Source organism: Constrictibacter sp. MBR-5 (assembly GCF_040549485.1).
In the GTDB taxonomy this organism is placed as follows: Bacteria; Pseudomonadota; Alphaproteobacteria; order JAJUGE01; family JAJUGE01; genus Constrictibacter.
The window spans coordinates 349,769-373,125 of sequence record NZ_JBEPTK010000004.1 but is presented as its reverse complement, the minus strand read 5'-3'; the positions used below and the strand labels follow the sequence as shown (position 1 = coordinate 373,125).

General features: G+C 67.9%; 24 protein-coding genes. 12 read left to right on the top strand and 12 right to left on the bottom strand.

Going from position 1 to position 23,357, the window contains the following annotated elements; all coding sequences use genetic code 11:
* The first annotated feature begins 66 nt into the window (after positions 1-66).
* Entirely contained in the window at positions 67-2,238 is a 2,172-nt protein-coding gene (locus tag ABIE65_RS11835) for a ComEC/Rec2 family competence protein (RefSeq protein ID WP_354077908.1), read from the top strand.
* Here ABIE65_RS11835 and lexA read toward each other — a convergent pair.
* Entirely contained in the window at positions 2,232-2,936 is a 705-nt protein-coding gene (gene lexA / locus ABIE65_RS11830; RefSeq protein WP_354077907.1) for a transcriptional repressor LexA, read from the bottom strand. The two genes, ABIE65_RS11835 and lexA, sit on opposite strands and share 7 nt — an antisense overlap.
* Positions 2,937-3,316: 380 nt before the next feature.
* Between lexA and pdhA the strand changes: the two genes are divergently transcribed.
* The 6 genes from pdhA to ABIE65_RS11800 are packed head-to-tail and all read left to right on the top strand — an operon-like array spanning position 3,317 to position 10,454.
* A complete protein-coding gene (pdhA, locus tag ABIE65_RS11825) occupies positions 3,317-4,429 on the top strand; it encodes a pyruvate dehydrogenase (acetyl-transferring) E1 component subunit alpha (protein WP_354077906.1) in 1,113 nt (370 codons plus the stop codon).
* A gap of 35 nt (positions 4,430-4,464) precedes the next feature.
* Complete coding sequence (locus ABIE65_RS11820; protein WP_354077905.1) at positions 4,465-5,922, top strand: pyruvate dehydrogenase complex E1 component subunit beta; 1,458 nt, start codon at positions 4,465-4,467, stop codon at positions 5,920-5,922.
* Positions 5,923-5,971: 49 nt separating this feature from the next.
* Positions 5,972-7,477, top strand: coding sequence for a 2-oxo acid dehydrogenase subunit E2 (locus tag ABIE65_RS11815; protein WP_354077904.1), 1,506 nt, complete (start codon positions 5,972-5,974; stop codon positions 7,475-7,477).
* 37 nt (positions 7,478-7,514) lie between these two features.
* A complete protein-coding gene (gene lpdA, locus ABIE65_RS11810) occupies positions 7,515-8,915 on the top strand; it encodes a dihydrolipoyl dehydrogenase (RefSeq protein ID WP_354077902.1) in 1,401 nt (466 codons plus the stop codon).
* 54 nt (positions 8,916-8,969) lie between these two features.
* Positions 8,970-9,962 (top strand): lipoyl synthase, encoded by a 993-nt coding sequence (gene lipA, locus ABIE65_RS11805; protein ID WP_354077900.1) that lies wholly within the window; start codon positions 8,970-8,972, stop codon positions 9,960-9,962.
* Between the two features lie 18 nt (positions 9,963-9,980).
* Entirely contained in the window at positions 9,981-10,454 is a 474-nt protein-coding gene (locus tag ABIE65_RS11800; RefSeq protein WP_354077899.1) for a type II toxin-antitoxin system RatA family toxin, read from the top strand.
* A gap of 3 nt (positions 10,455-10,457) precedes the next feature.
* On the opposite strand, the gene ABIE65_RS11795 is transcribed toward ABIE65_RS11800, so the two are convergent.
* A complete protein-coding gene (locus tag ABIE65_RS11795; protein WP_354077898.1) occupies positions 10,458-11,102 on the bottom strand; it encodes a DUF6134 family protein in 645 nt (214 codons plus the stop codon).
* A gap of 482 nt (positions 11,103-11,584) precedes the next feature.
* Here ABIE65_RS11795 and ABIE65_RS11790 point away from each other — a divergent pair, with 482 nt between their 5' ends.
* Positions 11,585-12,088 (top strand): cell wall hydrolase, encoded by a 504-nt coding sequence (locus tag ABIE65_RS11790; RefSeq protein WP_354077897.1) that lies wholly within the window; start codon positions 11,585-11,587, stop codon positions 12,086-12,088.
* A gap of 5 nt (positions 12,089-12,093) precedes the next feature.
* Here ABIE65_RS11790 and ABIE65_RS11785 read toward each other — a convergent pair whose 3' ends face one another.
* Entirely contained in the window at positions 12,094-13,317 is a 1,224-nt protein-coding gene (locus ABIE65_RS11785) for an MFS transporter (RefSeq protein ID WP_354077895.1), read from the bottom strand.
* Positions 13,318-13,456: 139 nt separating this feature from the next.
* On the opposite strand from ABIE65_RS11785, the gene ABIE65_RS11780 reads away from it, so the two are divergent.
* Positions 13,457-13,846 (top strand): DUF2155 domain-containing protein, encoded by a 390-nt coding sequence (locus ABIE65_RS11780; RefSeq protein WP_354077894.1) that lies wholly within the window; start codon positions 13,457-13,459, stop codon positions 13,844-13,846.
* Between the two features lie 8 nt (positions 13,847-13,854).
* On the opposite strand, the gene aat is transcribed toward ABIE65_RS11780, so the two are convergent.
* The 5 genes from aat to ABIE65_RS11755 all read right to left on the bottom strand — a co-directional run bounded on the left by aat (position 13,855) and on the right by ABIE65_RS11755 (position 18,166).
* Positions 13,855-14,514 carry a leucyl/phenylalanyl-tRNA--protein transferase gene (aat, locus tag ABIE65_RS11775; protein WP_354077893.1) on the bottom strand — a complete coding sequence of 220 codons (660 nt, stop codon included), beginning with the start codon at positions 14,512-14,514 and terminating at the stop codon, positions 13,855-13,857.
* A 66-nt stretch (positions 14,515-14,580) separates the two neighbouring features.
* Positions 14,581-15,924 carry an acetyl-CoA carboxylase biotin carboxylase subunit gene (accC, locus tag ABIE65_RS11770; RefSeq protein WP_354077892.1) on the bottom strand — a complete coding sequence of 448 codons (1,344 nt, stop codon included), beginning with the start codon at positions 15,922-15,924 and terminating at the stop codon, positions 14,581-14,583.
* Positions 15,925-15,943: 19 nt separating this feature from the next.
* On the bottom strand, positions 15,944-16,402 hold the full coding sequence (gene accB / locus ABIE65_RS11765; RefSeq protein WP_354077890.1) for an acetyl-CoA carboxylase biotin carboxyl carrier protein: 459 nt from the start codon (positions 16,400-16,402) through the stop codon (positions 15,944-15,946).
* A 55-nt stretch (positions 16,403-16,457) separates the two neighbouring features.
* Entirely contained in the window at positions 16,458-16,910 is a 453-nt protein-coding gene (gene aroQ / locus ABIE65_RS11760; RefSeq protein ID WP_354077889.1) for a type II 3-dehydroquinate dehydratase, read from the bottom strand.
* Between the two features lie 80 nt (positions 16,911-16,990).
* Complete coding sequence (locus ABIE65_RS11755; RefSeq protein ID WP_354077888.1) at positions 16,991-18,166, bottom strand: amidohydrolase/deacetylase family metallohydrolase; 1,176 nt, start codon at positions 18,164-18,166, stop codon at positions 16,991-16,993.
* A 156-nt stretch (positions 18,167-18,322) separates the two neighbouring features.
* On the opposite strand from ABIE65_RS11755, the gene ABIE65_RS11750 reads away from it, so the two are divergent.
* Positions 18,323-19,165 carry a hypothetical protein gene (locus ABIE65_RS11750; protein WP_354077886.1) on the top strand — a complete coding sequence of 281 codons (843 nt, stop codon included), beginning with the start codon at positions 18,323-18,325 and terminating at the stop codon, positions 19,163-19,165.
* On the opposite strand, the gene ABIE65_RS11745 is transcribed toward ABIE65_RS11750, so the two are convergent.
* Positions 19,122-20,444, bottom strand: coding sequence for a glycoside hydrolase family 15 protein (locus tag ABIE65_RS11745; RefSeq protein WP_354077885.1), 1,323 nt, complete (start codon positions 20,442-20,444; stop codon positions 19,122-19,124). The two genes, ABIE65_RS11750 and ABIE65_RS11745, sit on opposite strands and share 44 nt — an antisense overlap.
* A 123-nt stretch (positions 20,445-20,567) precedes the next feature.
* Between ABIE65_RS11745 and ABIE65_RS11740 the strand changes: the two genes are divergently transcribed.
* On the top strand, positions 20,568-21,095 hold the full coding sequence (locus ABIE65_RS11740) for a HupE/UreJ family protein (protein WP_354077884.1): 528 nt from the start codon (positions 20,568-20,570) through the stop codon (positions 21,093-21,095).
* A 28-nt stretch (positions 21,096-21,123) separates the two neighbouring features.
* On the opposite strand, the gene ABIE65_RS11735 is transcribed toward ABIE65_RS11740, so the two are convergent.
* Entirely contained in the window at positions 21,124-21,468 is a 345-nt protein-coding gene (locus ABIE65_RS11735) for a Rieske (2Fe-2S) protein (protein ID WP_354077882.1), read from the bottom strand.
* A gap of 25 nt (positions 21,469-21,493) precedes the next feature.
* Entirely contained in the window at positions 21,494-21,907 is a 414-nt protein-coding gene (locus ABIE65_RS11730) for an EVE domain-containing protein (RefSeq protein WP_354077880.1), read from the bottom strand.
* 113 nt (positions 21,908-22,020) lie between these two features.
* Here ABIE65_RS11730 and ABIE65_RS11725 point away from each other — a divergent pair, with 113 nt between their 5' ends.
* A complete protein-coding gene (locus tag ABIE65_RS11725; RefSeq protein ID WP_354077879.1) occupies positions 22,021-22,380 on the top strand; it encodes a RidA family protein in 360 nt (119 codons plus the stop codon).
* 31 nt (positions 22,381-22,411) lie between these two features.
* Here the strand turns inward: ABIE65_RS11725 and ABIE65_RS11720 are convergent, their stop codons facing one another.
* The gene (locus ABIE65_RS11720; protein WP_354077878.1) at positions 22,412-23,353 is read right to left on the bottom strand and encodes an LLM class flavin-dependent oxidoreductase; all 942 of its coding nucleotides are present in this window, start codon (positions 23,351-23,353) and stop codon (positions 22,412-22,414) included.
* Between the last annotated feature and the right edge of the window lie 4 nt (positions 23,354-23,357).

Sequence of the window (23,357 nt, the reverse complement as noted above, 5' to 3'; positions counted from 1 at the left end):
TTCTCCGGCGGCCGGTGGCCTCTAAAGTCGAGTCGGGCGGCGCGACGCTTTATCGACGGGGCGGGCATGAGCGTCAATAGCGCGGCGGCCGACGCGGCGGGGGATGTCGAGCGCCGGGCTGCGAGACTATTGGCCCGGATGCGCGACCGAGCCGTCGTCACGCTGGCTGCGGAGAGAGACAGGCTTTTCCTGTGGCTGCCCGTCTTTCTCGGCGCCGGCATCATCGGCTATTTCAGTCTCCCCTACGAGCCGCCGTCGGTATTAGGCTGGTGCTTCGCGGCGCTCTGCACCGCGCTGTGCGTCGCCATGCGGCGCCAGCCTGCCTGGACGCTGGTGTGCGTCGCATGCCTCGCGACGACCCTCGGCTTCCTCGCCGGGCAGGTGCGCACGGCATGGGTGGCGGCACCGCGACTGGCGGCCCCGCTCGGGCCGGTGACGGTGACGGGGATGGTCACTTCCGTCGAGCCGTCCGGGAGCGCTTGGCGCGTGCTGCTTTCCGATCCTTCGATCGTCGGTCTCACGTCCGACCGCACGCCGCATCGACTCCGGGTCAGCGTGCGGAGCATTCCGCCCGAGCCTGGCGACCGCGTGCGGTTGCGCGCCCGCCTCCTGCCGCCGCCGACACCCGCGGTGCCGGGCGGGTTCGATTTCCAGCGGCAGTCGTGGTTCGTGGGACTCGGGGCGGTCGGATACGCGCTCGGCCGCGTCGAGATCCTCGCGCCGCGCGCTGAGGGCGGGTTCGCCGAGGCGGTGGCATCGGTGCGGCATGGAATCGACAGGCGGATCCTGGCCGTACTCGACGGCGACCGGGGCGCTCTGGCGAACGCGCTCGTCACGGGACTGCGCGGCGGGGTCTCGGAAGAGACGATCGCGGCCATGCGAGATTCCGGGCTGGCGCATCTCCTCGCCATATCCGGGCTGCACATGAGCCTGGTCGCGGGGTTCGTGTTCTTCGTCGTCCGGGCCGGGCTGGCGGCGATTCCCAGCCTCGCGCTGCGATGGCAGACGCGCAAACTTGCCGCCCTCGTGGCGCTGCTGTTCGCCGGGGGCTATCTGCTGCTGTCGGGCGCGACTGTACCGACACAGCGGGCCTTCGTGATGTTGACGCTCGCGCTGGCGGCGATCCTCGCCGATCGGCTCGAGATGTCGATGCGGCCGATCGCGTTCGCCGCGCTGATCGTTCTCGTGCTGACACCGGAGGCCGTCCTCGGGCCGAGTTTCCAGCTTTCCTTCGCCGCCGTCGTCACGCTGGTGGCGGCATACGAGGCGCTGAAGCGGCGCCGCGAGCGGCGGGCGGCGGCAGGCCTGCCGCCGGCTTCGAGATGGCTGTCCTATCCGGGGGGCCTCATCTTCACGTCGGTGGTGGCGGCCGTGGCGACGGCGCCATTTGCGGCCTATCACTTTAATCAGGCGGCACTCTATTCGGTCGCGGCGAACCTCGTCGCTGTGCCTGTCACCGGCCTCTGGGTGATGCCGTGCGGGATCGTCGCGCTCCTCGCGATGCCGATCGGCCTAGAGGCCTTGCCGTTGCGGGCGATGGCGGTCGGGCTCGACGTGATCACCTGGGTGGCCAGGGAGACGGCCTCCTGGCCCGGATCGGCCCTGCGCGGCGTCATCATGCCACCGTCGGGGATGGCGGCGGTTGCGGTGGGCGGGCTCTGGCTGTGCCTCTGGCGCACGGGGTGGCGCCTCGCAGGTTTGCCGGCCGTGGTCGCCGGGCTCGCGATGGCGTCTTTGGCCGCGCCGCCCGATATCCTGCTATCCCAGGATGGGCGCCTCGTCGCGGTCCGCGATGCCGACACGCTGTTGCTCACGTCGCTTCGCGCCGCCGGCTTTGAGCGAGAGAATTGGATGCGGCAGACCGGAGCGGACGTTGCGGAGGCTTGGCCCGAACATGCGTCGGAGAGCGGGGCGATGCGTTGCGACATCACGGCCTGCCTCTACAGGCGGTCAGGCCGGACGGTCGCCTTCATCCGTCACGAGGATGCGATGGATACCGACTGTGTGAACGCGGATCTGGTCGTGCTTCTGGCACCGATCTCTTCACGCCTCGCGAAGCGACGGTGCAATGGCCCGCGGCTTCTGCGGCACCGCGACCTGCGTAGCGAAGGGGCCCACGCGATCTGGCTGAGCCCGGCGGGCGTCACGGTCGAAACCGTCCGGGGACGGCGCGGCGACCGGCCCTGGACGAAGACGGGTCAGGCGGGCGATCCGGACGCCAGCGCGGACGATCAGTAGCGGCGGAGCAGGGCGACCAGCCGTCCCTGCACCTGGACGCGATCGGGCGGGAAGATGCGGGTCTCGTACCGCGGATTCGCCGCCTCGAGCGCGATCGACCCTTTATGCCGCCGCAGGCGCTTCAGCGTGACCTCCTCCTGGTCGATCAGCGCAACGATGATCGTTCCGGGATCGGCAGTGTCGCATTCCTCGACGATGACGGTGTCGCCGTCGAAGATGCCGGCGTCGATCATCGAGTCGCCGGCGACCTCAAGCGCATAGTGCTTGCCGCGGCCAAGCATGCCGTGCGGGACGCCGACATAGCTCGTCGGGTCGCGGAGCGCCTCGATCGGCGTACCGGCGGCGATCCGCCCGTAGAGCGGAATCTCGCCCTCGTCGATCGACTTGGATGGCGTCCGCCGCTCACGGAACGGTCCCTGGATCAGCGTACCGCCGTCGGCGGGCGCCGGCACCGCCGTCGGCCCGGCACCCTTGCGCGCCGCAGAATCGGGCAGGCGCAACACTTCCAGCGCGCGGGCCCGGTGGGGAAGGCGTCGAATGAAGCCACGCTCTTCGAGGCCGGTGATCAGCCTGTGGATGCCCGACTTGGATTTCAGCGAGAGAGCTTCTTTCATCTCTTCGAAGGAGGGTGACACGCCGTCACGGGTCAGCCGGGCGTTGATGAAGAGAAGCAGCTCGGTCTGTTTCCTGGTCAGCATGCCTGCGGCTCCGGTCGTTCAGCAAAGAGCCCGAGGCGGAGAACTCGGACGGTCAGCCTAACGTCGTCGGTCTGATCGAGTTGCACCCTCGGCGGGAGAGGGCGCAACGCCTTACATTGCGCGGCAAGAACAAAACGACAACGATGTATGTTCTATTTTAGTTCCCCTTCTCCGTCAATACGAAACACCCGCGGGCGTGGGCTCGCTCACACGACCTGCAGAGGCGACGCATCGGTGGCGCCGCCCGCCCGCGCGGCGGGCGGTACGGAGCGCCTGCCGAGGCTCGGTTGAAACCTCCCGCAATTCGGGATACTTAGGATCTCAAAATAAGCTCATTCTGGAAGGCTACGCAGGCCGACATGCGCTTGCGGGGAGAGGCCATGGCACGAGCTACCACCGCCTCCGCCAGTCGCAAGACCCGCGCGGACAAGGACAGCGAAGACAAAGGTTCCGGCCGGAAGGGGGGGGCGGCCAAGACGGCGGCAGCCTCTTCGCCGACTGCGACGAAGGGCGCCGCGCCGAAGAAGCCTGCGGCGAACGCCTCCGCCGATACCCTGCTGAAATACTACCGCGACATGCTGCTGATCCGACGCTTCGAGGAGCGAGCGGGCCAGATGTACGGCATGGGGCTGATCGGCGGCTTCTGCCATCTGTACATCGGGCAGGAGGCGGTGGTCGTCGGAGTCCAGGCCGCCCTCAAGGAGGGCGACACCGTTATCACCGGCTACCGCGATCATGGCCACATGCTGGCCTGCGGGATGGATTCGCGCGGCGTCATGGCGGAGTTGACCGGGCGTCGCGGCGGCTACTCCAAGGGCAAGGGCGGCTCGATGCACATGTTCAGCCGCGAGAAGAATTTCTTCGGCGGCCACGGCATCGTCGCGGCGCAGGTGCCGCTCGGCAACGGCCTCGCCTTTTCCCATCGCTATCGCGAGAACGGCCTAGTCAGCGTCACCTATTTCGGAGACGGCGCGGCCAACCAGGGGCAGGTCTACGAGTCGTTCAACATGGCGACGCTCTGGAAGCTGCCCACCGTGTTCGTCATCGAGAACAACAAGTACGGCATGGGGACCTCGGTCGCCCGCGCGGCTGCCGGCGGCGACCTGTCGCAGCGGGGAGTCGCGTTCGGCATTCCGGGCCGCAAGGTCGACGGAATGGACGTGCTCGCCGTGCGCGAGGCGGCGGACGAGGCGATCGCCCACGCGCGCAACGAAGGACCGGTCATCCTGGAGATGGAGACCTACCGCTATCGCGGTCACTCCATGTCCGATCCGGCGAAGTACCGGACGCGCGAAGAGGTCAACAAATTCCGCACAGAGCGCGACCCGATCGAGCATCTTCGCGAGCTGCTGCTCGCGGATAAGCACGCCGACGAGAACCGACTGAAGCAGATCGACCGGGAGATCCGGGATATCGTCGCCGATGCGGCCGAGTACGCGCAGAACAGTCCGGAGCCCGATCCGTCGGAGCTCTATACCGACGTACTCGCCTAGCCTGACCCGGAACGGCAAGAGACCGGAAACCGCCCATGCCGATCGAAGTACTGATGCCGGCCCTGTCGCCGACGATGACCGAGGGCAAACTCGCCAAATGGCTCATCAAAGAAGGCGACGAGGTCCAGGCGGGTGACGTCCTGGCCGAAATCGAGACCGACAAGGCGACCATGGAGGTCGAGGCGGTCGACGAGGGCAGGGTCGGCCGACTGCTGGTCGAAGAGGGTGCCGAGGGCGTGGCGGTGAACACCCCGATCGCCCTGCTGGTCGGCGGCGACGAGGAAGCACCCGCCGCCGATCAGAAGGCCGAGCCGAAGCAGTCCGGCGAGCCCAAAGCGGCAGCGCAGGCGCCGGCTGCCGACGACGAGGAGGAGACGGCCGAACCGGAGGCCGTCGACGAGGCGGGCGGCGAGGAAGGAGTCCGCCACGACGCCAAGTCGCGCATGCCGACGGCACCTGCGGCGCCGACGACGGAGCGGCCGGCGGCGGAGGACGAGGCCGCCTTCGCCGATGCGCCGACCATGACCGTGCGGGAGGCTCTGCGCGACGCGATGGCCGAGGAGATGCGCCGCGACGACACCGTCTTCGTCATGGGCGAGGAGGTCGCGGAGTATCAGGGCGCCTACAAGATCACCCAGGGCCTGCTCGACGAGTTCGGCGCCAAGCGCGTGGTCGATACGCCGATCACCGAGCACGGCTTCGCCGGGCTCGGCGTCGGCGCCGCCTTCGGCGGCCTCAAGCCGATCGTCGAGTTCATGACGTTCAACTTCGCCATGCAGGCGATGGATCAGATCGTCAATTCCGCCGCCAAGACGCTCTACATGTCGGGTGGCCAGATGGGCTGCCCCATCGTCTTCCGCGGTCCGAACGGGGCCGCGGCCCGCGTCGCCGCCCAGCATTCCCAGTGCTATGCCAGCTGGTATGCGCACATCCCGGGCCTGATCGTCGTGGCACCCTATTCGGCAGCCGACGCCAAGGGGCTTCTAAAGTCGGCCATCCGCAGCCCGAACCCCGTCGTCTTTCTCGAGAACGAGATCCTCTACGGCTACAGCTTTCCGGTACCGAAGGACCCCGACTTCACGGTGCCGATCGGTCGCGCGAAGGTGCTGCGCAAGGGCAAGGACGTGACGATCACGGCCTTCTCGCTGATGTGCCACCATGCGCTCGAAGCGGCGGAGAAGCTCGCCGAGGAAGGGATCGACGCGGAGGTGATCGACCTGCGCACGCTGCGCCCGCTCGACACGGAGACGATCGTCGAGTCGGTGAAGAAGACCAATCGGCTGGTCTCGGTCGAGGAGGGCTGGCCCTTCGCCGGCATCGGCTCCGAACTCGCCGCGGTGATGATGGAGCAGGCGTTCGACTGGCTCGACGCACCGGTGAAGCGGGTCACCGGCGTCGACGTGCCGATGCCCTATGCCGCCAACCTCGAGAAGCTCGCCCTGCCGCAGGTCGAGACGATCGTCGAGGCGGCCAAGGCCGTCTGCTACCGCTGAGCTTCCTGCGTCCGAACGACCCCGATCCGCGCCAGAGCGAGACCCGGCCATGCCCACCAACATCCTGATGCCGGCGCTGTCCCCGACGATGACCGAGGGCACGCTGGTCAAGTGGAACGTCGGCGAAGGCGACGCGGTGAAGGCGGGCGACGTCATCGCCGAGATCGAGACCGACAAGGCGACGATGGAGGTCGAGGCGGTCGATGAGGGCAAGGTCGGTAAGATCCTCGTCGCCGAGGGCACCGAGGGCGTCCGGGTCAATTCGGTGATCGCCGTCCTGGTCGAGGAGGGGGAGGACGCCGGCGCGATCGAGGCGGATGGCGGATCGTCGAAGGCGGAAGCGCCAGAGAAGGCCGAAGCGCCGAAGCCGGAAGCCGAAATGGCCGAGCGCGCCTCCGAGGAGCCGGCGAAGGCGCCCGCTCCCGAAAAGACGGCAGCGCCGAAGTCGTCGTCCGCCGGTGCCGTCAACGCGTCGCCGCTGGCCGCTCGCATGGCGGACATCGCCGGCATCGACCTGTCCGGCATCGCCGGCAGCGGTCCGGGCGGCAAGATCGTCAAAGCGGACCTCGATGCGGCGGCGGACCGCGGCGGCAAGAAGCCCGGCGGCGCGTCGGCTGCCGTCGCGAACGGCCACGATCGCGTCTTCGCGTCGCCCCTGGCGCGCCGGATGGCGGAGGAGGCCGGGCTCGACCTCGCGGCCGTCGCGGGCAGCGGGCCGGGCGGCCGGATCGTCAAGAGCGACATCGAGAGCGCGAAGGCGGCCGGCACGGCGAAGCCGACCGCGGCTAAGGCGGACGCGGCTAAGGCCGACGGGCCGCCGGCCAAGGCGCCGCCGGCTGCGGCGAAGCCGGCCGACATGCCCGGCATGCCCGAGTTCGAACTCCTGCCGCTGTCCGGGATGCGCAAGGTCATCGCCCGGCGCCTCGTCGAGTCGAAGCAGACGGTGCCGCACTTCTATCTCACCATCGACTGTGCGGTGGACGAGATGATGAAGGTGCGCGCGGCGCTCAACGAGCGGGCGCCCGAGGGCGTCAAGATCTCGGTCAACGACCTGATCATCAAGGCGCTGGCGCTGGCGCTGCGCAAGGTGCCGGACGCCAACGCCTCCTGGGCGGAAGACGGCATCCGGCGTTGGAAATCCGTGGACATCTCCGTCGCCGTGGCCATCCCGCAGGGCCTGATCACGCCGATCATCCACCGGGCCGACGAGAAGGGCCTGGCGCAGATCTCCGGCGAGATGAAGGATCTCGCCAAGCGTGCGCGGGACGGCAAGCTGAAGCCCGAGGAGTTCCAGGGCGGCACCTGCAGCATCTCCAACATGGGCATGTACGGCATCAAACAGTTCGACGCCGTCATCAACCCGCCGCAGGCATGCATCCTCGCCATCGGCTCCAGCGAGCAGCGGCCCGTCGTGAAGGACGGTGCGGTCTCGGTGGCGACGATGATGACCTGCACGCTCTCCTGCGATCATCGCGTCGTCGACGGTGCGCTCGGCGCCCAGCTGCTGGCGGCGTTCAAGAGCCTGATCGAGTTCCCGGCGGCAATGCTGCTGTAGGGACGGCTCGACGGCCGCACCGGAAGAGGAGCCATCCGTGGCAGAGACCAGCTTCGACCTGATCGTCGTTGGCGGCGGGCCGGGCGGCTACGTCGCCGCCATCCGCGCCGCGCAGCTCGGCATGAAGACCGCCGTGGTGGAGCGCGAGCATCTGGGCGGCATCTGCCTGAACTGGGGCTGCATCCCGACGAAGGCGCTGCTGCGCTCGTCGGAGATCAACCACATCCTGCACAATCTCGACGCCTACGGCTTCACCGCCAAGGACATCAGTTTTGACCTCGCAAAGGTGGTGAAGCGCTCGCGCGGGGTGGCCAAGCAGCTGTCCAGCGGCGTCGGCTATCTGCTCAAGAAGAACAAGGTCACCGTCATCGACGGGCATGCCCGTTTGAACGGCGCCGGCAAGCTGAAGGTGGAGAAGGACGGCAAGGCCGTCGGCGATCTTACGGCGAAGCACATCATCCTGGCGACCGGCGCCCGTGCCCGCACCCTTCCGGGGCTGGAGCCGGACGGCAAGCTGATCTGGACCTATCGCGAGGCGATGGTTCCGGACGTCATGCCGAAGTCGCTGCTGGTGATCGGCTCGGGCGCCATCGGCATGGAGTTCGCCAGCTTCTACGCGGACATGGGCGCCGAGGTGACGGTCGCGGAGGTACTCGACCGCATCCTGCCGCAGGAGGACGAGGAGATATCGGCCTTCGCGAAGAAGGCGTTCGAGAAGCAGGGCCTCAAGATCCATACCGGCGCGAAGGTCTCCGACCTGAAGGCGGGCAAGGACAGCGTCAGCGCGACGATCGAGGCCGGTGGCAAGAGCCAGTCGATCACCGTCGACCGCGTCGTGCTGGCGGTCGGGATCACCGGAAACGTCGAGGACATCGGCCTGGACGGCACGAAGGTGAAGGTCGAGCGCGGCCACGTCGTCGTCGACGAATGGCTGCAGACCGGCGAGAAGGGTGTCTATGCGATCGGCGACCTGGTCGGCGCGCCGTGGCTGGCGCACAAGGCCAGCCACGAGGGGGTCATCTGCGTCGAGAAGATCGCAGGGGTGAAGGACGTGCATCCGCTCGACACGAGCACGATCCCCGCCTGCACCTATTGCCGGCCGCAGGTCGCCAGCGTCGGCATGACGGAGGCGAAGGCCACGGAAGCCGGGCGCGAGGTGAAGGTCGGGCGCTTCCCGTTCATCGGCAACGGCAAGGCGATCGCCCTCGGCGAGCCGGAGGGACTGGTGAAGACGGTGTTCGATGCCAAGACCGGCGAACTGCTCGGCGCGCACATGATCGGCGCCGAGGTCACCGAGATGATCCAGGGCTACGGCATCGCCCGAACCCTGGAGACCACCGAGGTCGAGCTGATGCGCGCGGTCTTCCCGCACCCGACCATCTCGGAGTCGATGCACGAGGCCGTGCTTGACGCTTATGGCCGGGTTATCCATGTCTAGTCCTCGGCGGCCTTTCGCGGCGCACCGCGCTCCTCCCCGCGAGCAGAGAGACGCATGACGACGGCAACCAGAGATTCGGCAATCGACGGTCCGGCGACGATCGACCCGCTCGCGCGGACGGTCCGGCATCCCGAGAAGGCGCATCGGCCCGACAACCCGATCCAGCGCAAACCGTCCTGGATCCGCGTCAAGGCGCCGACGTCCAGGGGCTATGCCGAGACGCGTCAGATCATCCGCGACCATGGTCTCGCCACGGTCTGCGAAGAAGCCGCTTGCCCGAACGTCGGCGAGTGCTGGGCGAAGAAGCACGCGACGATGATGATCCTGGGGTCGATCTGCACCCGGGCCTGCTCCTTCTGCAACATCGCCACGGGCCGTCCCGGCGCGGTCAATCCGCACGAGCCGCAGAACGTCGCCGACGCCGTGGCGAAGCTGGGGCTGCAGCACGTCGTCATCACGTCGGTCGACCGCGACGACCTCGCCGACGGGGGCGCTGCGCATTTCGCCGCGACTATAGCCAAGATCCGCCTGTTCTCGCCGGATACGACGATCGAGATCCTGACGCCGGACTTCCTGCGCAAGGACGGCGCGCTGGAGGTCGTGGTCGAGGCGCGGCCCGACGTGTTCAACCACAATCTGGAAACCGTGCCGCGGCTCTATCCGGACGTGCGGCCGGGCGCGCGCTACTTCCACAGCCTGCGCCTGCTCGACCGGGTGAAGGAACTCGATCCCTCGATCTTCACCAAGTCCGGCATCATGGTCGGCCTGGGAGAGGGGCGGCAGGAGGTCATGCAGGTCATGGACGACCTGCGCAGCGCCGACGTCGACTTCCTGACGATCGGCCAGTATCTGCAGCCGACGCCGAAGCACCACGCGCTCGACCGGTTCGTCACGCCAGAGGAGTTCGAAGCCTATGCCCACATGGCGTACGGCAAGGGCTTCCTGATGGTGTCGTCGTCGCCGCTGACCCGGTCGTCCTATCACGCGGCCGAGGACTTCGCGCAGCTGCGCAATGCCCGCGCCGCCCGGCTCGCTGCCGCCGAATAGTCCACCGGGTCATCCGTCATGCCGACGCACGCCGAACGGCGTTTCCTTCCCTATTCCCAGGAGCAGCTCTTCGCCCTCGTTGCCGACGTGGAGCGGTATCCCGAGTTCCTGCCCTGGTGTGTGGCGGCGCGCATCCGCAGCCGAGACGGCGACGTGCTGATCGCCGACTTGGTGATCGGCTTCAAGATGGTGCGGGAACGCTTCACGTCGCGCGTGACGCTTCGCCGGCCGGACCGCATCGATGTGGAATATACCGAGGGGCCGCTGCGCTACCTCAACAACCACTGGAGTTTCGAGCCGAAAGACGGCGGCTGTGTTATCGACTTCTTCGTCGACTTCGAGTTCAAGTCGATGATCCTGCAGAAGCTGATCGGCGCGTTGTTCAACGAGGCCGTCAGGCGGATGGTCGGGGCGTTCGAAAGCCGCGCCCATGCTCTTTACGGCAACGGCGAGGCGGCTGCGGCAGACGCCGCACGCGCCGCCCGGGACTGAGGTTCAGCGGATCCCGGTCAGCGTGAAGGTGACCACGCCATCCTTCTCCGGCGCCGTGAAGCGCGCCAGACGATCCTCGCCGTCGAACCAGACGTCATAGTCTTTCCCGTCTGCGGTGACCCTGTAGCGGCGGGCGGAGACCGTGCGGCCCGCACTGGTCACGTTCTCGACACCCGCCTCCACGACCGTCGCCGGATAGATCTTGCCCGAAGCCGAGGCGAGGACCGTATCGGCTCTGGCGATGTCGGGCGACCAGGGGTTCATCGGCCAGATATCGGCTGGCGCGCGCTCCAGGGTTCCTTCGCCGCGCTTCACGACGAACGAATCTCCGTCCGCATATCCTTCGACCACGCGATCTTCGCCGTTCTTGACGGTCCTGCTGCGGTAGCCGACCAAGCGGCCGTCCCGCCATGTCTCCTGCCGCTCCGCCTCCTCGCGATAGACGGTCAGCGGGCCGAGTCCGACGCTGACTTCCAGGCGCGTGTCGACGGTCGTGCCGCCGTCGCTCGGGCGAATGGTGTTGGTGTAGGTGCCAACATCGCCATGATCGGGATGCCGTACCGAATACGTGTAGGTCCCTGCCGGCGGCATGGCCGCCGCAGCGGTTGGGAGGGCGATGGCGATTGCCAGGATAAGCGTACGGATCATGCCGATGAGGTCCTCTGCGCCGCGGTGAGGCTCCCCCTGAACTCTACACCGACACCGCCGGTTCCAGCAGAACATCCCATTCGCCGCGGGGGGCGCTTCAGACGCCTGAACGTCGCAAAATAGCCAAAATAAGGAATATGATCTGTTTTTTCGTTGCTTATCGTTTACCGAATCACACTTAGGATCTGCGACATAGCGTCCCTTCCTGTCCGAGGAAGGGCCGCCTAGCTCTTCTCGGGGTTGCCATCTCGGTCGAGTTACCGATAAGTAGCGTCCAGTCGTCGCTTCACACAGGAATGAACGGTTCGGGGGGCATTCCGAACAAACTGAGGTCTTTCGGTCGTACGCCGAAATCCGCTCGGAGCGAGCAAGCATTTCGATTGAGACAGTCGGCCGCGAAAAGTCGCGGAGACTGCGGTCGAAGTTGTGGAGCGCCCGGGCGAATCGCGCGACAGCCGGTCGAGCCGGAGTAAAAATTGTAGATGGGACGGAAAAACTTCAGACTGTTTCTCCTGCTTTTTGTGGGGGCAATAGGAATAACCGCCGCGGCACTCGACGCTCCGGCGCAGGCGGCCCCCATCCATCCGGCGATCGACGTCGACCGCGACGACCTGGAATGTCTGGCGCTGACGATCTATTGGGAATCACGCGGTCAGGGGCCTGCGGCCCAGAACGCCGTGGCCTTCGTCGTTCTCAATCGCGTCGCCGATCCGGCGTTTCCGGACACGATCTGCGGCGTCGCCAAGCAGGGTGGTACCCAGCGCTACAAGTGCCAGTTCACCTGGTACTGCGACGGCCGCAGCGACGTGCCCACGGAAAAGTCCTCGTGGCGCGAGGCTCAGGCCAGGGCCCGTGGGGCCCTTCAGGGCCGGCTCAAGGATCCCACCTTCGGCGCCACCTATTTCCATCATGTCAGGGTAAGCCCATCCTGGCGCGGCTCCTTCGAGCAGACCGCGCAATTGGGCCCGCACCTCTTCTATCGCTGAGCATCTTATTCCGCCGCTTGGAGCGCCGGCCGGGCAGCGGGGCGGACGCCCACTGCGGCGCCGACCCCGAGCAGCAGCACCGCCGCCACGAACCAGATGACCAGCGAGGGTTTGCCGCCGTCGAGCATGAGGCCGATCAGCAGGGGCGCCAGGGCAGATCCGGCATCCAGGCCGGAATAGACAAAGCCGAAGACCCGCCCGCTCGCGCCCTTCGGCGTCGCTCCCCGGACCAGCATGTCCCGTGACGGGGTAGTGGCGCCGGTCAGGAAGCCCGCCGTGGCGACGATCGGCATCAGGGCGGCGCCCGCGGCCGCTGGTGACCCCACGAGGGCGAGCAGGGCGGCAGCGCCGACCAGACCGACCGACACGACCAGAGAATGGCGCGAGGAGCGGTCCGCCAGAATTCCGCCCACGATCACGCCGGCCGAAGCGCCGAGAAGAAACCCGGTCAAGGCGGCGTTCGCCGTCACGAGTTCGATTCCGTGCAGTGCGAGAAGTGTCGCGGGAAGGAAGTTCTGCACGCCGATCAACGCCAGGCTGAGCAGGAAGAAATAGAGGAAGCACAGGAGGATCGGGCGCGCGAAGAGCGGTGCCAGCCCGAGTGCGGGCTGCTGGTCGGAAGCCTTCGCCGAGGGGCGGTCTTCGTTCAGATGGTGGCGTTGGAAGAACAGGGCGGCGACGATCGGAAGCCCGGCGCACCCGACGGCGATGAGCGCGCCGCGCCAGCCGAGGAAGGTCGCCAGGGTGAGCACGGTCACCGGTGCGACGGCCCAGCCGAGGTTTCCGCCCAGCGTATGGATGCCGTAGGCGCGGCCGAGCCGCTGTTCACGGATCGAGGACGACAGGATCGAGAAATCCGCCGGATGAAAGACGCTGTTGCCAAGGCCCGCGAGCATCACGAGCGGCACGAGCACCCCGTAGCTGCCGGCGAAGCCGTAGCCGATGGTCGCCAGCGTGAGGAGCCCGAGGCCGAGCAGAAGGACGACCCGCGCACCGAACCGGTCGACGAGGAATCCGGCGACGGGCTGTGCGACCCCGGAGGTCCCGTAGAACAGCGCCATCAGGAGGCCAAGTTCGGCATAGCCGACGCCGAAATCGGTCCGCAGCAGCGGAAAGAGCGGCGGCAGCACGAGCTGGTAGAAGTGGCTGCCGGCATGACCGATCCCGATCAGGGCCATCACGCGGCCGTCCCGGCGGATCGCGCCGCGCGTGTCTGCTTTTGTCCTCACGCGCATGGTCCTTTGGGTCGCGTGGCGGGGTCGAAGCGACTATAGACCGGTGGGTGGCATCGGGCGACGGCCCGACCGGCTTGCACCCCGGCTCGCCACCGCGGGGGTGGCGGACGCGTCGAAGGATTTGGGTGAGCGCATGCGACAGGTACCGGCGGCAGTGGTCTGCCTGATGATGATAGGGGCCAGCATCGGCAGTCTTCCGGCAGTCGCCCAGCAGCAGGCGACCTGGAACGACCGCGATGTGGCGGTACTCCAGGGCCTGGACAAGATCACCGCACGCGTCTGGACCTTCGAGGCCCGCGTCGGTCAGCAGGTGCGCTTCGGCACGCTCGAGCTGAAGGTGGAAGCCTGCCGCAAGCGCCCCCCGGAGGAGCCGCAAGACAGCGCCGCCTTCGTGGACATTCGCGAACTGCCCGTGGCGCCGGAGAGCCTTCCGCTGTTTCGCGGCTGGATGTTCGCGTCGAGCCCGGCGCTCTCGGCACTGGAGCATCCCGTCTACGACGTCTGGGTGCTCGAGTGCAAATAGAGACGGCGCTACCCGTCTTCGCTCCCGAAGGTGCTGCCCTTCAGGACGCGGTCTAGCCCCTCGTCGCTCAGGTCGAGGGGGAAGGCCGCGTCGGTGGAGACGGCTTCGGCCAGCATGCGCCGGTATTGCGAGCGCGGGATCTCCACCGCACCGAACGTCGCCAGATGCTCGGTGACGAACTGGGCGTCGAGCAGCCGGAAGCCCCCGGTTATGAGCCGGGCGACCAAGTGGACCAGGGCGACCTTGCTGGCGTCGCGCACGCGGCTGAACATGCTCTCGCCGAAGAAGGCGCCGCCCAGGGCGACGCCATAGAGGCCGCCGACCAGGCGCCCGTCCTGCCAGCATTCCACCGTATGGCAGTTGCCCATCTCAAACAGGCCGCCGTAGAGGCGCACGATCTCAGGGTTGATCCAGGTATCGCTGCGGTCCGGGCCGGGATCGGCACAACCGGCGATCACCGCGTCGAAGTCGCTGTCGCAGCGGATTTCGAACGCGCCGTTGCGGACCGTCCGGCGCAGGCGGCGCGGAACGTGGAAGCTCTCCAAGGGCATGATGCCGCGGCGCTCCGGATCGATCCAATAGACCGTCTGAGCGTTGCGTCCCTCGGCCATGGGAAAGATACCCGCGGCATAGGCCCTGAGCAGAAGTTCCGGCGTGACCTCGATCACGATTGGCGTGCCCGTGTCATACCGCCCATCATGACCTGCCCGGACGGCGCCGCCGCGGCACAGGCGTCAATCCTGCTCCGCCATCCATCGTTCGAGCCAATGGATGTCGTAGTCTCCGGCGGCGAAATCCGGGGCTGTCACGATCCGGCGATGAAGGTCCAGATTGGTCTCGATCCCCGCTATCACATACTCGCCGAGCGCCCGTTGCAACCTCTGCCTGCACATGTCGCGGTCGCGACCGTGGACGATCAGCTTTGAGACCATGCTGTCGTAGTGGGGCGGCACCATGCAGCCGTCGTAGAGGTGGGAATCGATGCGGACACCGATGCCACCGGGCGGATGATAGCCCGTGACGCGGCCCGGCGAGGGGACGAAGGTGCGGGCGTGCTCGGCATTCACGCGGCACTCGATGGCGTGGCCGGAAAACCGGATGTCCGACTGCGAATAGCCCAGCGGCTCTCCGGCGGCGACCCGGATCTGTTCGCGCACGAGGTCGATGCCGGTGATCGCCTCGGTGATCGGATGCTCGACCTGGATGCGGGTGTTCATCTCGATGAAGAAGAACTCGCCGCCCGTGTAGAGGAATTCCATGGTCCCGACGCCGCGATAGCCGATGCGGCGGACCGCGTTCGCGGCGATCTCGCCGATCGAGGCGCGCTGCTCCGGGGTCAGCGCTGGCGACGGCGCCTCCTCCACGACCTTCTGGTAGCGCCGCTGCAGCGAGCAGTCGCGCTCGCCGAGATGGACGACGTTGCCGTGATTGTCGGCGAGGATCTGCACCTCGATGTGCCGCGGCCGGTAGAGATAGCGCTCGAGATAGACCGCGTCGTTGCCGAAGTTCGCCTGCGCCTCGCGCTTGGCCATCGACAGTGCGCGTTCCAACTCTTCGGGCCGCTGGGCGAGCTGCATGCCCTTGCCGCCGCCGCCGCCGGCCGCCTTGATCAGGACGGGAAAGCCGATCTCGTGCGCCAGGCGGATCGCCTCGCCGTCGCTCTGCACCGGGCCGTCGGTACCCGGGACCACCGGCACGCCGGCTTCCTTCGCCGCGCGCTTCGCGGTGATCTTGTCGCCCATCATCGCGATGTGCTCGGGCGTCGGCCCGATGAAGGTGAAGCCGTGCTCCTCGACCATCGCCGCGAACCCGGCATTTTCCGACAGGAAGCCGAGGCCGGGATGGATCGCGTCGACGTCGGCGATGCTGGCGGCGGTGAGCAGAGCCGCCTTGTTGAGATAGCTATCGCGCGACGCGGGCGGGCCGATGCAGACGCTCTCGTCGGCGAGGCGGACATGCATCGAATCCGTATCGGCGGTCGAGTGGACGGCCACCGTGGCGACGCCGAGGTCGCGGCAGGCGCGCTGGATGCGGAGCGCGATCTCTCCGCGGTTGGCGATCAGGACCTTGCGGAACACGGGCGCCCCCGTTCGACGGTCACTCGACGATCATCAGCAGTTCGCCGAACTCGACGGGCGAGCCGTTGGCGACGACGATCTGCTTGACGGTGCCGCCGCGCGGCGCCGGTATCTGGTTCATCACCTTCATCGCTTCGACGATGAGCAGCGTGTCGCCCTTCGCGATCCGGTCGCCGACCTTCACGAAGGAGGGCGAGCCGGGCTCCGGCCCCAGATAGGCGGTTCCGACCATCGGCGACGTCACGGCGCCCGGATGCGTGCGGTCCAGCGCCGGGGCGGCGGGCTCCGCCGCCTGCTCGACCGGCGCGGGAGCCGGCGCCGCCGCCGTTTGCGGCATCACTGTCGTCGTCTGCACCGCGGTCCGGGCCACGCGGATGCGCTTGCGGCCGTCGTCGAACTCGATTTCGGTCAAGCCGGTCTCGTCGATCAGTCCGGCGAGCCGCCGGATCATATCGGCGTCGATGTCGAAGGCTGGCATCGTCGATTGCGTTCCCGTCACAAGTTTCGGCCCGTCATGCGCGATGGCATGCCGATCAATTCTCCGGCGCGATCCCGAGGATGGAAGCGACCGCATCGATCGCGAGTATGTAGCTTTGCCCGCCGAAGCCGCAGATCACCCCCTGCGCGGCCTGTGACACATAGGAGTGCCGCCGGAATGCCTCGCGACGGTGAACATTGGACAGATGAACCTCGATCACCGGAACGTCAAGCAGGAGCAGGGCATCGAGCAGCGCGATGGAGGTGTGGGTAAACGCCGCCGGATTGATGACCACGGCCGACGCCTGCCCGCGCGACGCGTGCACCCAACCCAGCAGTTCCGCCTCGCTGTTGGTCTGGCGGAAGTCGATCTCCAGCCCCAGCGCTCCCGCCCGGGCGCGGCAGTCGGCCTCGATGTCGGCGAGGGTCTGGCGCCCGTACACCTCGGGCTGCCGGACGCCCAGCATGTTCAGGTTCGGGCCGTTGAGCACCAATACCGGCAGCGGCATCGCAGCCTCATTCGCAGTCTAAACGACGTTCGGGGCAGGCGTTACCCCACCCCGAACCGCACTGCAAGCCTGCCGATGGGTCAGAACCAGGTCTCGGGCGGCCCGGACAGGTCCGGGAGCGGCACCGCTTCGCGCCATGCGCCGCCGACGACCATGCCGCGGCAGGCCAGCCGCTTGCTGCCGTCGAGTCGCTCGCCGATCGCGTCGCGATAGACGAAGTCGCCGTCTTCGATGTCGATCACCGTCGCATCGCCGGGGCCGCCCGGTGCCAATACGCCGAGTTCCGGCCGGTTGATCGCCTGGGCCGGTGCCACCGTGGCACAGCGAATTACGTCGCCCAGGTCCATGCCCAGGCAGACGAACTTCGACATCGTGTCGAGCACGTGCGGCGCCAGCCCCACGATGCTGAGGACGTGCACGTCGCTGCTGATCGTGTCGGGCAGGAAGCCGGCATCGAGCATCGCGCGCGCGGAGGCGAAGCCGAAGGACCCGCCGCCGTGGCCGACGTCGAAGATCACGCCGCGGGCGCGTGCCTCGAGCACCTCCGGGCGCACGCCGCCGCGGGGCAGGGCGGGACCGCCCGGGAAGGGACGGAAGCAGTGCGTGAGCACGTCACCGGTGCGCAGGCGCGGCAGGACGTCGTGCCGGGTCGGCGGCGGATGGTCGAGATGCGCCATCAGCGGCAGGCCCACCTGCTCCGCGACCTCCAGGGCCAGCTCGAAGGGAGCCGCGCCCATGCTGCCGCTCGCCACGCGGCCGACGCGAACCTTGATGCCGACGACGAGGTCGCGGTTGGCTTCCGCCACGCGGACGCACTCGTTGAGGTCGAAGAGGCGCAGATCCTGGGCCTCGCCGACCATGACGGTGCGGCTGAACGCATAGATGCCGGCATAGGAAAGGTTCAGGTAGGCGACCACGCGGACCGGCGCCGGCTCGATGATGAAGCGGCGGAAGCCGTGGAAGTTGCCGGGGCCGGCGCTGCCGGCGTCGACCAGCGTCGTCGTGCCGCTCGCGGCCGCGACCGCACCGGGGTCGACGCCGAGCGAGGTGCCGCCCCAGTAGACGTGAGCGTGCAGGTCGATCAGGCCCGGAGTGACGATCTTTCCCGACACGTCCTGGACGACGGTGCTCGGCTTGACGGAGAGGCCCGGACCGATGGCCTCGACCTTGCCGTCGCTGAACGAGACATCGGCTATCATGTCGACACCCCGGCCGGGATCGATCACCCGTCCGCCGCGCAGGATCAGGTCCGTCATGCTCACCTCGCCGTGCGATCCGATTCGTATCGCTCAGAGTAGAGGTACGGCCGGTGCCCGCAAACCAATTCCGAAGTTCCGACCGCGCCGCGCCGGAAGCAGTGGGCGATGCGACAACTGACGCGCGGCGAGGCGCGCGCGTAGCATGCGATTTCGATGCATTGGGAGGTGCAGGTCGTGCCGTCCGTATTGACCGAATACTGGCCAGCCGTAGCGGCGATCCTGGATGGCGCGAACCCTAGGCATCGTTCCGTTTGCATGCGCGTGAGCGGACTGAGACCGAAAGATTTCGACGGACGCGCCGCGGTGCGTTCACTCCTCGCCTCTGTGAAGCGCCACTGGCCGGAAAGGCCGGTAACCCGAACGACAAACAATTGGAACCTTCGGCGTGAAGTGCCGCCATTCGTGACGCGCAGCCCTGAAGTGGCGCTGGAGCGGACCATCGCGGCGCGCGCGTCTGGAGCTTGGTTCTGCCAGATGTCGACGGCCAGCGGCATCCATGGATCAGCAAGCGACAAACGTCGCGCCATCGATCTCGTCCATCATCCGAAAGACGGGCACTATCGTTTCATCGAACTGAAGATCGGAAGCGACAACCCGCTGTATGCGCTGTTCGAAGCACTGGGATATGGCTTGATCTACCTGATGTCCCGGCGCTCTCGGTGCGGCTTCGGATATTCGGATCGCGATGTCATGTCGGCGCACGCGATAGAGATGACCGTCCTAGCCCCGCACGCGTTCTTCGATTACCGCCGAACGGGAGACAATGCCGCCTGCACGTACGATCTGAACTGGCTGGAGGAGGAACTGTCCGAGGGGCTGCAGGAAGTCGCAGGCGACGATGTCTCCATGGTCCTGAATTCAGTGGGCTTCGAGCCCGGCAGCAGGCTCGAGGATTCCGCTGCCTCGGTGATTGATCTTTTTGAGCGCCGTGCGTTTCACCTTCCGACACGGTCTATCCGCGAGATGCCGCGGCCCGTCGGGCCTGATGGGCCGTGACGAAGGCGGCATGGCTCCAGCCGAGATCCTTGGCCGAGGACGGTTCGCCGGTGCGCTGGTCGAACTGCTCGGCCAGCGCGCCGTCTTCGCGGGCAAACCGCCGGACGGTCGACATGTAGGCGTCCCCGGCGGCGCACTCGGATCGGGCATCCTCGGCCGACCGGGCGGCCCGGCTGCGGCGGTAGTGGAATTCCGCCGCGGCCAGCGTGGCGAAATGGTAGGCGCCGCCGCTGTAGTAACGGTCGCCGCGGAAGCGGCCGAGTGCCGGCGCGTGACCCTCCGGCCGGTCGGCGTTGATGGCATAGTCGGCGGCGAATCGCCGCGCGAGCTCGGCGAGGGTCGCGGTTACGCGCTCGTCCAGCACGCTGTGCCGGCCGCCCTCCAGGGCCGCGTGGAGCACGCCGAGAACGACCGCGATGTCGGGCTGGGACGGGCCCGCCGGATCGGCCGCCTCGCGGCTCAGATAGCATCGGGCCGTCTCGCTCCAGCACGCCTCCAGCGAGGGGGGAATTACTGCGGCGGCCGAGCGCCGCCGCATGGCCGCCGCCGGATCCGAGGCCGCGATCCGGGTGGCACCGCGCCGAAGTGCCGCGAACTGGACGATCTGCGTGTGGTAGTGCCGGCCGGTCACGTCCTCCCACAGGTCGATGCAGGCGGCGCCGGCATTGTCGGCGGTATAGTCCAGGTCGGCGCGCAGCAGCGCCTCGAGCCCGTCGCAGCCGAACCCGGCCGCGTCGGCGCGCATCAGGGTCAGGGCGCGCAGGGCCGGGCCATCGTGCTGCGGCCGGCCCCAGCGGATGGTGTCGAGGGTGCCGTCCGGAGCGAAACGGACCTCGCCGGGAATGCGGTCGCCTTCGACGCGTACCAATTCCTCGTCGGGACGGACGAACTGCAGGAAGTCGGGCCTCGCCCTGGCGCGCGGGCCGCCGTGCTCCAAGACATCGCGTCCGCGCAGACCCGCGAGGCCGAGGCTGAACCGGACATGGTCGCGGATGTGACCAGCCCAATCGGCCGTTTCGTCCCCGGCCGCGGCGAGCCGGACGGCCGCATCCATGACCAGGGCCGAGTCCCTGATCCAGTGGAAGAAATAGTCGGGGTCCGGGTCGTAGTCGGCGAGCACCGGCGAGGCGACGACCGAGCCCGGCGCCGGCACCACCGTCATGCCGAAGCCGGGACGATGCTTGACCAGGCCGGTGGCCGAAACGCACGCCGCCATCCGTCGTGCGGACAGCGCGAACTGCCGGTCCATCCAGGTCTGCAGCGGTTCCGCCGCGAGCATTGTCGCACCCCTTCCTAGACCGGTGCACCGTAGGCGCGCGATCTGCTAAGTGGTACCGAAAATGCACGGACGACGGATCGCGAGGCGATGAACGCCTGCGCCGTCACATGGGGGTTATCGAGTATGTTCAAGGGTTTGGCTGCCGGCATCGCCGTCGCGCTCGTTTCCGGTGCCGCATCGGCCCATACCGGCGACGGCGCACACACGCATTCGCTCGCGGCGGGCTTCGCACATCCTTTCACCGGGATCGACCATCTGCTGGTCATGCTGGCGGTGGGTGTCTATGCGATCAGGGCCACCGCGCGCGCCTGGCTGCTGCCGGCGCTCTTCGTCGCCTTCATGCTGGTCGGCGGGATGCTGGGCGCCTACGGCGTGCCCGTCGCCTATGCCGAAGAGGGCATCCTGGCGTCCGTCGCGATCATGTCGGTGCTGGCACTCGCCGCCCCGCGCATCCCGCTGCCGGCGGTGGCGCCGATCGTCGCGGCCTTCGCCGTCCTGCACGGCTTCGCCCATGGTGCCGAGATGACGGCGGGCGGCAGCTTCCTCGAATATGCGACCGGCTTCGCCCTCGCCACCGCGCTGCTGCATGCGGCCGGCGTCGGTCTGGGCGCCCTGGCCCGCGGGCGCTTCGCCGCATTGCGGCGCGCCTGAGCGTTCCGCACCCTTGCGAGGCCGGCGGCTAGCTGTCGCCGGCCAGTACGACGTTGCCGGCTTCGACGCTGACCGGCAGCGCTTCCAGGCTGTCGCCGGCGCAGGGCCCTTCGACGCAGAAGCCGTCCTCGATTTCGAAATAGGCGCTGTGCGCGTGGCAGATGAGGTGGCGGCAGCCGCGGTCGACCAGGCGCGACACCGTTCCCCAGTCGAGCGGGATGCCCTCGTGCGGGCAGCGGTTCAGGTAGCCGAAGACGGCGTCGTCGCGGCGCACGATCACCGCCTTGCGCGGGCCGCCCGGCCCGTCGAGCAGGAAGGTGCGCGCATCGCGGTCCGGGATGTCCGCCAGCGCGCAGACGATCCTGCCGCTCACGTCCGTCTCTTTTGAGACTGCGTCCTCACGGTTTCACGCCGGCCATTTTGCAGATCTTCTTCCACGCCTCCGGCGGCACCGGCGACACCGACAGGCGCGACTGCCGGACGAGCGGCAGGTCGGCGAAGTCGGGGTCGGCCTTGATGTCGGCGAGGGTGACCGGGGTCTTCACCGGATGGAGGGCGCGGACCTTCACCATGCCCCATTTGCCGCTGTCGTCGGTCGGGTCGGGCTGGTGCGTCTCCGCCACCTCGACGACCCCGACGATCGCCTTCTCGCCGACCGAGTGGTAAAAGAAGCCGCGGTCGCCGACCTTCATGGCCTTCATGTTGTTCTGGGCCTGATGGTTGCGCACGCCGTCCCATCCGCCGACGCCTTCGCGCACCATGTCGTCCCACGAATAGGTCTCGGGCTCGCTCTTGAAGAGCCAGTAGGCCATGATCCCCGCTCCCGCCGAATTCCGCGCCCGCCTTCATGCAGGGTCGGCGCCGGGGAGGCAAGGGGCAGCGACAGAGGGGCGTCGCCCGACGCCCATCCGATGGAGGCTAGACAGTGACGATCCAGCGTTTCGACATCACCACCGGTCCCGGCCCGCGCATGAGCCGCGCCGTCGTCAACGGCGACATGGTCTATCTCTGCGGCCTGACGGCCAAGGACACCACCCAGGACGTGAAGGGCCAGACTCAGCAGATCCTCGACGCCATCGACGGCTACCTGGAGCGCTGCGGCACTTCGAAGTCGAAGCTCCTGACCGCGCAGCTCTGGCTGACCGACATGTCGAAGTTCGCCGACATGAATTCGGTCTGGAACGCCTGGGTCGATCCCGAGAACCCGCCGGTGCGCGCCTGCGTCAACGCGCAGCTGGCACGGCCGGAGATCCTGGTCGAGATCATGGTGACGGCGGCGAAGTAGCTCGCGTACGGCTGTAGGAGCGGGTCCGCTCCTACAGCACCTTCTGTCGGGCGTTGATCCGTTCGATCTCGGGGATCACCTCGGCGATCAGGCGTTTCGTCTGCTCGATCATTTCGGCGTCGCCCGTGCCTGTCGGGCGGAGCACGAACTTCGATATTCCGGCGGCGACATACTCTTCGATGCGCGTGAGGATGGCGCCGGCGTCGCCCACGGCGAAGTGCCTGCGGGGATCGCGCTTCGTGCGTTTGGCGAAGGCGCCCATGCGTTTCGGCAGATCTCCATCGTCCCAGCCGCCGAAGCGGAAGTGGAAGCCGGTGCCGTAATGGTCGTCGTCGATGCGCCGGCCGCGTGCGGCGGCCTCCTCGCGGATTGCGGCGACGACGGGGGCCACTTCTTCGGGAAGTTCGGATCCGGCCTGCCAGCCGGTGCCGATTCGGGCCGTGCGCCGGATCGCGACCTTGCTGGAGCCGCCGATCCACATCGGCAGGTCCTTCTGCCGCGGGCGCGGCGCGATGCTCGCGTCCTTGATCGTGAAATGCTTGCCCGCGTAGCTGAAGCTCTGCTCGCGCCAGAGGCCGGCGATGATGTCGAGCGCTTCGTCGGCGACGGCGCCCGAGCCCTGGGACGTCAGGCCCATCGCACCCCAATCGGGTGCGATCGGGCTGCCGACGCCGAATGCCGGCAGCAGCCGTCCGCCGCTGAGATAGTCGATGGTGGCGCACTGCTTGGCGAGCAGGACGGGCTCGCGCAGCCCGGCGGAGGCGACGTTCATGCCGAACTTGATGCGGCGCGTACGGCCCGCCAGCGCCGCCATGACGCTCATGCATTCCAGGTGCGGGACCGTCGAGACGAGGCGGTCCGTCTGCCACAGCGAATCGACGCCGCCCTCCTCGCAGAGGTCGACCCAGCGCCAGAAGGCCCTCTCGTCCGAGAAGGGAAAATCGGCGAGGCCGAGCCCGACACCGACGGCCATGCGC